At 66.5% G+C, this 12,551-nt stretch carries 12 protein-coding genes, 2 tRNA genes and 1 pseudogene; 6 read left to right on the plus strand and 9 right to left on the minus strand.

The window, feature by feature from the left end; translation table 11 throughout:
* Positions 1-42: 42 nt before the first annotated feature.
* From H7J06_RS32695 to H7J06_RS20085, 3 genes and pseudogenes are all read left to right on the plus strand, one after another.
* Positions 43-165, plus strand: a pseudogene (locus H7J06_RS32695) (hypothetical protein); the annotation flags it as partial.
* Positions 166-226: 61 nt separating this feature from the next.
* A complete protein-coding gene (locus H7J06_RS20080) occupies positions 227-520 on the plus strand; it encodes a hypothetical protein (protein WP_372515359.1) in 294 nt (97 codons plus the stop codon).
* A 4-nt stretch (positions 521-524) separates the two neighbouring features.
* Positions 525-1,706, plus strand: coding sequence for a winged helix DNA-binding domain-containing protein (locus H7J06_RS20085; RefSeq protein ID WP_264040792.1), 1,182 nt, complete (start codon positions 525-527; stop codon positions 1,704-1,706).
* On the opposite strand, the gene uvrA is transcribed toward H7J06_RS20085, so the two are convergent.
* Complete coding sequence (gene uvrA, locus H7J06_RS20090; protein WP_264040794.1) at positions 1,696-4,593, minus strand: excinuclease ABC subunit UvrA; 2,898 nt, start codon at positions 4,591-4,593, stop codon at positions 1,696-1,698. The two genes, H7J06_RS20085 and uvrA, sit on opposite strands and share 11 nt — an antisense overlap.
* Positions 4,594-4,692: 99 nt before the next feature.
* Between uvrA and H7J06_RS20095 the strand changes: the two genes are divergently transcribed.
* Positions 4,693-5,382, plus strand: a complete 690-nt coding sequence (locus H7J06_RS20095; protein WP_264040795.1) for an MBL fold metallo-hydrolase — start codon at positions 4,693-4,695, stop codon at positions 5,380-5,382.
* Positions 5,379-5,879 carry a DUF427 domain-containing protein gene (locus tag H7J06_RS20100; RefSeq protein ID WP_264040796.1) on the plus strand — a complete coding sequence of 167 codons (501 nt, stop codon included), beginning with the start codon at positions 5,379-5,381 and terminating at the stop codon, positions 5,877-5,879. Before H7J06_RS20095 ends, H7J06_RS20100 begins: the two co-directional genes overlap by 4 nt.
* Positions 5,880-5,896: 17 nt before the next feature.
* Here H7J06_RS20100 and H7J06_RS20105 read toward each other — a convergent pair whose 3' ends face one another.
* The 7 genes from H7J06_RS20105 to H7J06_RS20135 all read right to left on the minus strand — a co-directional run bounded on the left by H7J06_RS20105 (position 5,897) and on the right by H7J06_RS20135 (position 10,325).
* Positions 5,897-6,340: a universal stress protein gene (locus H7J06_RS20105; protein ID WP_264040797.1), complete on the minus strand. Its 444-nt coding sequence runs from the start codon at positions 6,338-6,340 to the stop codon at positions 5,897-5,899.
* Between the two features lie 279 nt (positions 6,341-6,619).
* Complete coding sequence (locus H7J06_RS20110) at positions 6,620-7,480, minus strand: acyl-CoA thioesterase (protein WP_264040798.1); 861 nt, start codon at positions 7,478-7,480, stop codon at positions 6,620-6,622.
* A gap of 68 nt (positions 7,481-7,548) precedes the next feature.
* Positions 7,549-7,646, minus strand: a tRNA-Cys gene (locus tag H7J06_RS20115).
* A gap of 243 nt (positions 7,647-7,889) precedes the next feature.
* Positions 7,890-9,062, minus strand: a complete 1,173-nt coding sequence (locus H7J06_RS20120; protein WP_264040799.1) for an LPO_1073/Vpar_1526 family protein — start codon at positions 9,060-9,062, stop codon at positions 7,890-7,892.
* Complete coding sequence (locus H7J06_RS20125; protein ID WP_264040800.1) at positions 9,052-9,360, minus strand: hypothetical protein; 309 nt, start codon at positions 9,358-9,360, stop codon at positions 9,052-9,054. The genes H7J06_RS20120 and H7J06_RS20125 overlap by 11 nt, the downstream gene beginning before the upstream one ends.
* Before the next feature lie 159 nt (positions 9,361-9,519).
* Positions 9,520-9,590, minus strand: a tRNA-Cys gene (locus H7J06_RS20130).
* 60 nt (positions 9,591-9,650) lie between these two features.
* Positions 9,651-10,325, minus strand: a complete 675-nt coding sequence (locus tag H7J06_RS20135) for a PAS and ANTAR domain-containing protein (protein WP_264040802.1) — start codon at positions 10,323-10,325, stop codon at positions 9,651-9,653.
* A 90-nt stretch (positions 10,326-10,415) separates the two neighbouring features.
* On the opposite strand from H7J06_RS20135, the gene H7J06_RS20140 reads away from it, so the two are divergent.
* Positions 10,416-11,120, plus strand: coding sequence for an MgtC/SapB family protein (locus tag H7J06_RS20140; protein ID WP_264040803.1), 705 nt, complete (start codon positions 10,416-10,418; stop codon positions 11,118-11,120).
* Here H7J06_RS20140 and H7J06_RS20145 read toward each other — a convergent pair.
* On the minus strand, positions 11,117-12,532 hold the full coding sequence (locus H7J06_RS20145; RefSeq protein WP_264040804.1) for an MFS transporter: 1,416 nt from the start codon (positions 12,530-12,532) through the stop codon (positions 11,117-11,119). The genes H7J06_RS20140 and H7J06_RS20145 overlap by 4 nt on opposite strands.
* Between the last annotated feature and the right edge of the window lie 19 nt (positions 12,533-12,551).

Consider the following 12,551-nt stretch of genomic DNA (forward strand, 5'->3'; position numbering starts at 1 on the left):
TCGTGCGTCGCTGATGTCGGACCCCTCTCATACGATGGTGGCATGGCTACGGCGACAACCTCTTTGAGCTTCAAGGAGCGCATGGAGGTGTTGTTCGACGAGATGGCGGAGTTGGCGGGGCAGCGCAACGCGATCGACGCCCGGTTGGTGGAGATCGTCGCCGAGACGATGGTGAACGTGGCGCGCACTCCCCTTCCCGACGCGCGGCTGGCGGTACGGTGGCAACGTGGGAGACCCCGAGGAGATCGTCGACGCCGAGATCGTGCCCGACCCGCCTGCCGAGACGCCGCCGCCAACGCCGCCGGAGACCGGTTACACCCAGGGCGGCGTGCCGACCTTCGAGTCGGTCCGGGAGAAGATCGAAACCAGATTCGGCACTGCCATCGGCTCGTCGGAGCTGGCGTCGGAGACCGCCGAGGGCCGTGAGGTCGAGGAGCAATACGAGGCCCGGCAGCGCGCCGCCCACGATCGCCTCGAACAGATTAGGGCGTCTATGCGGGACGAGCCGGATCGGACCTGACGCGGTGCGCTCGTTCTCCGTCGAGGAGCGGCGGACGCGGCTGGCTCGTCGGCATTTACTGGCAGAGCCCACCGGTCGACCGATCGCCGACGTGGCGAGCTCGTTCGTCGGTCTGCACGCCACCGACCCCGCCACGCCGTATCTGTCGTTGTGGGCCCGCTGCAACGGTTTTCGGGTGGCCGATCTGGACGGGGCGCTCTACGTCGACCGCGCGGTGGTCAAGCATCTCGCCATGAGGCGCACCCTGTGGGTGTTCGACACCGCCGACCTGCCGACCGTTCAGGCCGCGGCGAGCAGTCGGGTCGCCGCCACCGAGCGCAAGAGGTTGGTCGCCGACGTGGTGAAGGCCGGCATCGCCGACGACGGCGATGCGTGGCTCGCGGACGCGGCGGCAGCGGTCGTCGCCCACCTCGAACACCACGGTCACGCCAATGCCAGAGAGCTTCGCGCGGCCCTGCCGCAGCTGGCCGGCGACTTCGACCCGGCCCCGGGAAAGAGCTGGGGCGGGCCCGGACCCATCTCGCCTCGGGTGCTTACGGTGCTGGCCGTCGAGGGGCATCTGGTCCGGGGCCCGAACGAGGGCGGTTGGACGACGTCGCGGCCCAAGTGGACGTCCACGACACGATGGCTCGGCACGGCGGAGCCGGTCGACCACGACGCTGCGCGGGCGACGCTCGTCGCCCGGTACCTGCGCGCGTTCGGGCCCGCGACGGTGGCCGACGTGAAGTGGTTCTTCGGTCACACGCTCGGCTGGACCCGCGACGGTCTGCGCGACGTCGCTGCGGTCGAGGTCGACCTCGGCGGCGTTCCCGGCTGGGTGCTTCCCGACGACCTGGACCCGGAACCACCCTGCGAGCCGTGGTGCGCGTTGCTACCTGGCCTCGACGTCACGACGATGGGCTGGCAGCAGCGGGATTGGTACCTCGGACCCCACAAGGCCCAGGTGTTCGACCGCAACGGCAACGGCGGACCCACTGCGTGGAGCAACGGCCGCATCGTCGGCGGCTGGACGCAGGACGCCGACGGCCGAGTCGTCGTCCACCTCGTTCAGAACGTCGGCGCCGCGGCCTCGAAGGCGTTGACGCGCAAGGCCGAACAGCTCACTGACTGGCTCGACGGGGTGCGGATCGCCGCCCGGTTCCCGTCGCCGTTGACCAAGTCGCGTGGGTCCTCGGCTACGCGCTGACCTTGCGGCGCTTCTTGGCGCGGACGGGCTCGGGCTGCGGCAACAACTCGGCGAGGAACTGACCGGTGTAGCTCTCCGCGACCGCGGCCACGTCCTCCGGGGTGCCCTGCGCGACGACCGTGCCGCCGCCACCGCCGCCCTCGGGGCCCATGTCGACGATCCAGTCGGAGGTCTTGATGACGTCGAGGTTGTGCTCGATGACGATGACGGTGTTGCCCTTGTCGACCAGACCGTTGATCACCTTGAGCAACTTGCGGATGTCCTCGAAGTGCAGGCCGGTGGTCGGTTCGTCGAGAACGTAGACGGTGCGGCCCGTCGACCGCTTCTGTAGTTCCGCGGCCAGCTTGACGCGCTGAGCCTCGCCGCCGGACAGTGTCGGCGCCGGCTGACCCAGCCGCACGTAGCCCAACCCGACGTCGACGAGGGTCTTCAGGTAACGGTGAATCGACGTGATCGGCTCGAAGAAGTCGGTGGCCTCCTCGATCGACATGTCGAGGACTTCGGAGATGGTCTTGCCCTTGTAGTGCACCTCGAGTGTCTCGCGGTTGTACCTGGCGCCGTGACACACCTCGCACGGCACGTACACGTCGGGCAGGAAGTTCATCTCGATCTTGATGGTGCCGTCACCCGAGCACGCCTCGCAGCGACCGCCCTTGACGTTGAACGAGAACCGTCCCGGCTGGTACCCGCGCACCTTGGCCTCGGTGGTGGCGGCGAACAGCGTTCTTATCTTGTCGAACACGCCCGTATAGGTCGCCGGATTCGACCGCGGCGTGCGGCCGATCGGTGACTGGTCGACCCGGACCAGCTTGTCGAGTTGATCCACCCCGTTGATGCGCAGGTGGCGACCGGGCACCTGGCGGGCGCCGTTGAGCTTGTTGGCGAGCACCGACGCCAGAATGTCGTTGACCAGCGTGGACTTACCCGATCCCGAGACGCCGGTGACCGAGGTCAGGACGCCGAGGGGGAAGGCGACGTCGATCTCCCGCAGGTTGTTCTCCCGCGCGCCGACCACCGTCAGCTGGCGCTTGCGGTCGACGGGTCGGCGAATCGCCGGCACCTCGATGCTCTCCTTACCGGAAAGGTATGCGCCGGTGATGGATTCGGGATTGGTGAGCAGATCGGCGTAGGTACCGCTGTGCACGATGTGACCACCGTGCTCCCCCGCCGCCGGGCCGATGTCGACCACCCAGTCGGCGTGGGCGATGGTGTCGAGGTCGTGCTCGACGACGATCAGCGTGTTGCCCAGGTCTCGCAGCCGAACCAGTGTGTCGATCAGTCGCCGGTTGTCTCGCTGATGCAGACCGATCGACGGTTCGTCCAGGACGTAGAGCACGCCGGCCAAACCGGAGCCGATCTGGGTGGCGAGCCGAATGCGTTGCGCCTCACCGCCGGAGAGCGTGCCCGCCGCCCGGGACAGTGTCAGGTAGTCGAGCCCGACGTCGAGCAGGAAGCCCAGCCGCGACTGCACCTCCTTGAGGACCTGCCCGGCGATGGCGTGCTCGCGGACGCCGAGGGTCAACGCGTTGAGGAACTTCGAACAGTCGGCGATCGACAGCTCACACACCTGGGCGATCGACTTCGCGTCGTCCGCGGCGGCGAGCGTGACGGCCAGGATCTCCGGCTTGAGCCGGGTGCCCTCACAGACCGGGCACGGCACGTCGCGCATGAAGCCGTCGTAGCGTTCCTTCATCTGCTCGGAGTCGGTCTGCTCCATCCGGCGGTGCAGGAACGCCATGACGCCTTCGAAGTCGGCGTAGTAGGAGCGTGTCCGGCCGTAGCGGTTCTTGTACCGGACGTGCACCTGCTCGTCGCATCCCTCCAGGATCGACTTGCGCGCCTTGGCCGGGAGCTTGCGCCACGGGGTGTTGACGTCGAAGCCGAGGCTCTCGCCGAGGCCTTCCAGCATGCGGGTGAAGTAGTCGGCGGTGTGCCCCATCGACCATGGTGCGATGGCCCCCTCGGCCAGTGTCAGTTCGGGGTCGGGCACCACCAGTTCGGGGTCGACCTCCTTGCGGATGCCCAGGCCCGCGCACTCGGGGCAGGCGCCGTACGGGGAGTTGAAGGAGAACGACCGCGGCTCGAGATCGTCGACCGCCAGGGCGTGCCCGTTCGGGCAGGCGAGCTTCTCGGAGAACCGCTGCTCGCGGTGCGGGGCGTTTTCGTCCTCGTCGACGAACTCCAGCACGACGATGCCGTCGGCCAAGCCCAGTGCCGTCTCGACCGAGTCGGTGAGGCGCTGCTTGGAGCTGGCCTTCACGCTCAGCCGGTCGACGACGACCTCGATGTCGTGCTTCTCCTGCTTCTTCAGCTTCGGCGGATCGGTCAGGGTGTGGACGACGCCGTCGACCCGGACGCGGCTGTAGCCCTGCGAGTTGAGCTTCTCGAACAGGTCGACGAACTCGCCCTTGCGGGTACGCACCACCGGCGCGAGCACCTGGAACCGGATGCCCTCCTCCATCGCGAGGACCTGGTCGACGATCTGTTGCGGTGTCTGCCGGGCGATGCGTTCACCACAGACCGGGCAGTGCGCGGTGCCGGCGCGGGCGTAGAGCAGGCGCAGGTAGTCGTACACCTCGGTGATGGTGCCGACGGTGGAGCGCGGGTTGCGGTTGGTGGACTTCTGGTCGATCGACACGGCGGGCGAGAGACCCTCGATGAAGTCGACGTCGGGCTTGTCCATCTGCCCGAGGAACTGACGGGCGTACGCCGACAGCGACTCGACGTATCGGCGTTGACCCTCGGCGAAGATCGTGTCGAAGGCCAGCGACGACTTGCCGGAACCGGACAACCCGGTGAAGACGATCAACGAGTCGCGAGGCAGGTCGACGTCGACGTTTCGCAGGTTGTGCTCGCGCGCACCCTTGACTATCAGGCGGTCAGCCAACTGATATCTCTCCTGGTCCGATGGTGCTCTCCAACCTGCTCGAAGTGCACCGCGCTCATGGTATGTCCACGCACCGACAAGCCCCGTACGGTGGCAGTCATGACTGGTCCGAGAACTTCCGTCGTCGACGACTACACCGGCCACGTCGAGCCCGGCTCGGCAGCACGACGCACCCTCCCCGGTGCGACGATCGTGAAGGCGTCCGTCGGCCCCATGGACAACAACGCGTACCTGATCACGTGTTCCCAGTCCGGCGAGACGCTACTCGTCGACGCGGCGAACGATGCGCCGGTCCTTCTCGAGCTGATCGAGCGGTACGCCCCGAAGCTGGCCCTCGTCCTGACCACCCACCAGCACGGCGACCACTGGCAGGCGCTTGCCGAGGTGATCGGCGCCACCGGCGCACCAACCGCCGCCCACCGGCTCGACGCAGGCCCGCTGCCCGTCGCGCCGGACCGCATCCTGTCCGACGGCGACACCGTCGAGATCGGCGAACTCAGCTTCGACGTGATCCACCTCCAAGGTCACACCGAGGGATCGGTGGCTCTCGCGCTGAGCGGCCCCGCCGCGGGCGACGCCGTGCAACTGTTCACCGGTGACTGCCTGTTCCCCGGCGGTCCAGGCCGTACGACCAACCCGCACGAGTTCGAATCGCTGCTCGGCGGCCTCGAATCGAAGGTGTTCGACCGGTACGGCGACGACACCGTGGTGTACCCGGGCCACGGGGACGACACCACCCTGGGCGCCGAGCGGCCGCACCTCGGCGAATGGAAGGAGCGGGGCTGGTGAGCGGCTGGCCCAAGCCCGACAGGACCGGCCCCGGCCAGGAGTCGGTGTGGGACTACCCGCGACCGCCTCGGCTGGAGACGTTCAGCGGGTCCATCACCGTCGAGCTGGGAGGGGACACCATCGCCTCGACCGACCGTGGCTGGCGGGTCCTCGAGACCAGCCACCCACCCACCTACTACATCCCCGCGGCGGCGTTTCGGGACGGCGCCCTGCGCCCCGCGGCGGGGTCGTCGTGGTGCGAGTGGAAGGGCGTGGCGTCCTACTTCGACCTGGTTAACGGGGCACGCGTCGCCGAACGGGCCGGCTGGACGTATCAGGAACCCACGCCCGGTTTCGAACCGATCGCCGGTGCCGTCGCCGTGATGGCCGCACAGGTGGACCGCTGCACCGTCAACGGTGAGCAGGTCGAGTCGCAACCCGGTGGCTTCTACGGCGGCTGGATCACCAGCTGGGTGAAGGGCCCGTTCAAGGGCATCCCAGGCTCCAGGGGCTGGTAGCCCCCGGAGCCCGATCGTCAGGAGGTGTGGACGATCAGGACGTCGGACTTGGACCGACGCGCCACGTTGGCGGGCACCGATCCGAGCAGGCGACCCGCGATGGTGCTCAGGCCGACGTTGCCGACCACCAGAAGGTCGGCCTTGATCTCCTCGGCCAGGTCGACCAGCGCGTCGACCGGAGCGCCGACGACGGCCTTCTCGTCGACGTCCTTGGCTCCCGCGGTGTGGGCGCGATCCCTGGCCTCACGCAGGATCGCGTAGATGGGGGCGTTGCCCGCCATCTTGTAGCCCTCGTCCTTGAGGACGTCAGCGGCCCGGGAGTCTTCGCTCTGTGGGAAGTACGCCGTGGCCACGATGAGCTTCGCGCCCGCTCCCGCGGCGATCTGCGCGGCCCGGTCTACCGCGCGCAGCGATGAATCCGAACCGTCAGTTCCGACCAAAACGGTCTGATAGGCGCCCATTCAAAGCCCTCCCAGGGTTGATTGCCAAGCCATCCGAGACAGTAACCCGAAGTTCGGTGAACAGGGGGCGATTCACACGGATGACGCGAGTAGTCCAGCGGTGATCGTAACCGCGGCGTTGCCACCGCCGGCCACGGTGGTGAGCAACCGTACGCAATCCGACGGCGGCGGCGCCGGTCGCGTCGACGGGCCCGACGTGACCTGGGTCATCGCCGTCCGCAAAGGGCGCGGAAACCCATTGACGCTCACGGAGATTCGCGGGCCGTCCACCCGGCCGGGCTAAGTAGCCCGCGGCCGGCCGAAGTACAGCTCTTGGGTGGCGATGCACACCACCTGCCCTGCGCGGTTGTACATGGTGGAGGTGGCGAGCCCCCGGCCGCTGATTGCGCTGGGCGAGAACTGATCCGACAGAACCCAGTCGGTCAGGTCGACGGGACGGTGAAACCAGAGGGCATGGTCGATCAGCGCGTTGTAGGCGGTGGCCTGGGTGGCCCGGCGCATGACGACGGCGGTCTCCAGCATGGTGGTGCCGGACAGGTAGGTCAGCAGGCAACTGTGCAGGATCTGGTCGTCCACTACGGGTTCGGTTGGCCGCCACCACAACCGGATTCGGGGCGAGGGCTCGGGAAGCTCCAGCGCCAGCCGCGGTGGCGCGTCGACGTAGCGAAGTTCGAAGGGCTGCTTGCGCACCCAGTACCCGTGGAGCTCGTCGGCGAACTGCGCAAGCTGCTTGCCGACGGGAAGCAGCGACTCCGGTGCGGGAACCTCCGGCATCTGCGCGTGGTAGTCGACGCCGTCGACCGGTGTGCTGAACGAGGCGAGTGCCTCCAGGAGCACCTCGCCGTCCTGCCGGGCGGTGACCTGCCGGGTCGACAGCGTGCCGCCGTCGCGGGACCGGACGACGTGGAAGTCGACGGGGCGACGGGCGTCGCCGGCGCGAATGTAGTAGACGTGCACGCTGTGTGGGGTGCGGCCGGGAGCCGTGCGGCTGGTCGCCATGAGGGCCTGTCCGGCGATGTGACCGCCGACGATGTGGTGGGCGGGGTTGTCGAGCTGGGTCGCGACGAAGTCGTCGTCGCCGGTCTGGTCGACGTGCAGCGTGGCGACGATGTCGGCCAGCGACGGCGTGTAGGAACTCACTGCGCGAATCTTGCCGTAGCTGTCGCCATCAGGACGGTCGGGGGCCGTCGTCGACGACCAACGCGAGCGGATGACGGGATTCGAACCCGTGTAAACGGCTTTGCAGGCCGGTGCAGCGCTCAAAACCGGGTTGTCTGGTGACGTCGGGTTGCGGCGCCTTACCCTTTATCGTCGCAGCTAGAGCGCCTGATTTGCACTTGCGATGCACTTGGGTGACAGTTGCCCACCACTCCCCCGGTCAGCGCCACGTTAGCGCCACGCCCAGCAAAGGCCGTGGCGGCAGCGGGACGGCTAGTGCGCGGCACCCGGCGACGTAGCCGCGTGACGACGACCCTGGCGGTCTATGCGCACCTCTTCGATTCCGACCACGCCGATTCGATGGCCGCGCTCGAAGCGATGAGTACGCCAGTCACTGATTCGAACGTGGTCCGGCTGCGTCGGCGGAGCTAGGCGACTCAAGCTCGATGAGCGGGCCCAGCAGATTGGTGCCCGGGTACCGAAGACTTAATTCTTGGCTTGCCAAAATGTAGCCGATAGTGTTCATGGTGAAATTCATAACTCCAGCTTGGTCAAGCTGGTTCATGAAATCCAGAAGTCGAGGAGCCTTCTCCCCCACGGCCTTTTTTAACTCCTCGGTCGTATACAACTGTGCGGAGGCGAACACCCGGAGTTTTCGCATTGGCTTGGCGGAGTCTGAAAAAATGTCGTTTACGCCGGTCTTGAATGATTTTGCCATATCTTCCACGCTGTTGGGTGAGCTCGTAAGCTCGTCAATCCGGTCGGGGCGTATGCGGAGAAAATTCCCGGTTCGCCGATCGGGCTCGAAATAATCATCTCGAAGTTGCTGCGTCACTTCAGCGGGAACCGCTTGCAGATCGAATCCCTTGCTCAGCGCTGCTTTGTGACGGTCCCGAACGACCTGTGCGATATCGGAGCCGAAAAGAACTGCGCCGAAAGACCCAACACCCGACGCTGCCATGTAGCTTAGCTCGATATATTTGGTGATGACCTTGCCATAGTAGGGTGACAGAAATTCATCCATGTTTGTAATGAGTTCATCTATGTCAATGCCATTGAAGCGAAGCGCAGTCACTACCGAGGCTACGCTTAGCGTGTTGAATTGGTTCTCGGTCAAGTTGGGCGCCACGTCGATGGCTCGGCGAAGGGCGATTTCTTGGAGGCTGCGAGTAGATTCGACGATCGCGCGAGCCACCAATTTTGCCAGTAGTTGTCCAAGGACAACATCGCCCTGTCCCGTATCGGGGTCGCCAGTTCGTGCATAGCTTTCTCGAGCGGCCAAGAGCGCGGATTGTGCGCTCGGTTTGCGCAGATTTGTCATTTTGGATGCATCATCTTCATGAATTTCGGCGATGACGGCCACCGCCATTTCCTCAGCGCATGACGTTGCGACTTTCATGGCTTCGGCGTGCAGCTTTGGATAGTTATCATTGAAAAGCCGTACCAAGTATGCCTTAGCTTCTTCACCGTCGATATCGTAATAGTTATTCTGGGTAAAGGTCTGAATATCTGCTTTGAACTGCTTTTGGTCCGCGTAATCGCGCGCGCGTTGGCTATCGCTCATCGCGTGTCGAATTCCGTGTGTTGCGCTCGTTGTGGATTGACTGCGTCGCGTGATCACGGGCAATCTGCACATTGTTCCCGGTTCCGCTCACACTCGACCGGAACCTATCGACGACTCTTGCGGTCGAGCCGTCAGAGCGCTTCCAGGGAAATAGGGCAATCGCTGCCACCACGACAACGACCGCGATTCCGACCGTCCCCCACTTGCCCAGATCGCCCTTGACGGGCGCCCACGCCAGAACTATCGCCACGGCGGCTAACGCGAGATTGCCGAACCATGCGAGTCGCTCGAACTTCATCGCTACCTCCCTGCAAATGAGTATCGCAGCGAGCACCGACATCGCTAGCAAACGGTTTCGGGGTCGGTGTGTCGCGGGCCCAGCGCCACGCCAGCGCCAAGGATGCCAATCGCCGCTGGCTAGATTGGCTTATTAGCGTCTCTGCCAGCGGCGTTGTAGAGCGGATGACGGGATTCGAACCCGTGTAAACGGCTTTGCAGGCCGGTGCCTAGCCACTCAGCCACACCCGCGTTGCCAATGACGATGCCACCGAGCCGCGGGCGCTCCAAGCGTTTGACTCGCCCTGATCGCTAGGACGCGATCTGCGACTCGATGCGCTCATGCGCGGTGAGCAAAAGCCGATCGCAATCCAGCCGCGTCGGCATGACCTTGCCGCCGTCCAGGGTGGTGAACTCGGCCAAGTACTGTGCCGCCAGTCCGCGCAACTTCGTGTTGGTGACCTGCGAACGCCATCTGAGCAGGTCGAAGGCCCGTTCGGCGTCGATCCGGTACACGAACATGAGGATGCCCTTGCACTGCTCGATGACTCCGCGCTGCTCGGCGATCTCGGCGACCGCCTCGGTGATCAGTCGTTGGGCGTCGTCGACCTGGTCCAGCGGGTGGCCCGTCGGACTGACGTCGACGAAGAACCCTTGGTTGCCGACGACGTTGCCGAGCTCGTCCCTCATCTGGACGCCGACGACGATGATCTCGTGGGTTCGCCCCTGACGGTCGACGATGCGGTGACGGGTGTTGATCGGACCGTGCGTGCGCCGTATCTCGGCGAGGGTGGCGGCGATCTTCGCGTGGTCCGCAGGGTGCTTGTGCGACATCACCAGCGCAGTGCTCGGGCGCATCTCGGTTGCCGGGTACCCATGAATCTGCGCGGTTTCGGCCGACCATTCCCACGACTCGTCGGCGAAGACGAACCGGAATTGCCCAACGAGCAGGGGCGGCGCGTTGCGGGGTGTGAACTGGTCGGGCATGGGGGTCTCGTCTCATGGCTGGGTCGAGGCCACCTCCGCACTGTAGCCCTCGTTCGCCTGCCGAGAGCCGGGCCGCGATACCTTGTCCGCATGCATCATTTGCTGGCCGATCCGCCCTTCTTCGGCGGTCCGGGACAAGGCACACGTCAGATCATCGAGTTGTTCGTGGCATTCGGGCTGACCGCGCTAATCGGTCTGGAACGCGAAATCCAGGGCAAGAGCGCAGGACTGCGGACGCAAACCATCGTCGGCACGGCGGCGGCGCTCATTCTCCTGGTCAGCAAGTACGGGTTTCAGGACGTCCTGGTCGACGGGCTCGTCGTCGTGGACCCGTCGCGCGTCGCGGCCCAAATCGTCTCGGGCATCGGCTTTCTGGGCGCCGGCATCATCATCTTCCGACGCGGCTCCGTCCACGGCCTGACGACCGCGGCCGCGGTGTGGGAGTCCGCGGCGATCGGCATGGCCGCCGGGTCCGGTCTGCTGCTACTCGCATGCACCGTGACCGCCATGCACTTCATCATCATCCTGGGGTTCATGCCGGTCGCCAAGCGGCTGGCGGCCCGGTTGAGTGGGTCGATCCGGGTGCACGTCACCTACGAGGAGAACCGTGGCGTCATGTCGGCCCTGCTGCAAGCTTGCGAGCGGCGCAACTGGCAGCTCGCGGAGTTGGAGTCCGATCCCACGGGTGGGGTGCTCCTGACACTGTCGGGCACCGGCATCCTCAACGCGCCGAACCTGTTGGCCCGCATCGACGGAGTCACCGCGATTCGGCAGCTCGACGACGACCCGGACTAGGTGCTCGTGCGGCCGCGGCTGGCTCGGTACGAGGCGGCGGCCAACACCGCCGCGAGCAGCGCCATCATCGCGAACAGCCACCGTGCCGCGGTTGCGTCACCGCGGTCTGCCAGGTTGACCACGACACCCGCGAGCCCGGCCCCGAATGCACCGCAGATCAGTTGCACCGTGTTGATCGCGGCGGCCGCGGTACGCCCCTCCGCCGGGTCGTCGCTGCTGCCCATCGCCCACGCCGAAAGATGTGGCCAGGCAATGCCGATGCCGACACCGGTGATCAGCAGGGCCAGCACCCAGACCGCGACCAGAAGGCCCGACGCGTCCTCGAACTGGCTGACCGCCGCGATGCCCAGGCCGACGGCCATCACCAGCGGAGCACCCGCCACCACCGTCACGATCAGCCGAATCTTGGTCAGGGACGCGCTGACGATTTCGCCGATGGTCCACCCCACCGCCAGCGAGACGCCGAGGAAGCCGGCTGCCACCGGCGCCAGGTGCGCCAGCCGCTGACCGAACAGCGGCACGTACATGTCGGCCATCGTCGCGGCCATCATCACCCCGAGCGTCAGGTAGATCCACTTCAGCGGGCCGGGCCGAAAGGCTTGGGGTGGCAGCACCGAGGCAGTCGCCCGGCGGTCCACCACGAGGAACACGACCACCAGAGCCACCCCGAGGGCGAGAAGGCCGCCGGTCAGCGCGACGTTGCGCGGAATGCCTGCGACACTGATCGCCAGCGCCGCGGTTCCGAGCAACGCCAACGACCACAGCGGAATGCGGTCGGCGGCGGGCCGCGCGACTCCGGCCGCGCGGCCCGGCAGCGCGAACGGGACCAACGCCGCCATCGCCGCCGTCAACACCGCCAGCAGGCCGAATGCCCAACGCCACGAACCGAATTGCGCGAACAGCCCGCCCGCGGCGGGTCCCAGCAGGGTGCCGACACCCCACATCGCCGAGACCAGTGCCGAGGCCTTGGTCCACAACGACTGTGGCAGTGCGGAATTGATGACGGCGTAGCCCAGCCCCGCGAGCAACCCGCCGGCCGCGCCCTGCACCACCCGGCCCAGCAGGAGGAACTCCATGCTGGGCGCCAGGGCGCACAGCGCACTGCCGATGCCGAAGACGCCGAGGCCGCCGAGATAGGCCGACCGCGGGCCCAGCCTGGTCAGCACCGCGCTGACCGAGGTCGCAGCCACCACCGAGGCGACGAGGTACACGGTCGTCACCCAGGCGTAGAGCCGGTGACCGCCGATCTCGGCGACGGTGCTCGGCAGCAGGCTGATGGTGAGGAACTCGTTGGTGGCGTACAGCGCCACGCCGCCGGCGAGCACCGTCGACGCGCCGAGGTTCTTCGGCCCGAGGAGTTCTCGCCAGCCGGCGGTCGGGACGTGGCTCTGGGTGTCTTCCGCGTGGGTCACGCGGACAACCGTATGAGCT

It is taken from the genome of Mycolicibacterium hodleri (assembly GCF_025822245.1).
GTDB lineage: Bacteria > Actinomycetota > Actinomycetes > Mycobacteriales > Mycobacteriaceae > Mycobacterium > Mycobacterium hodleri.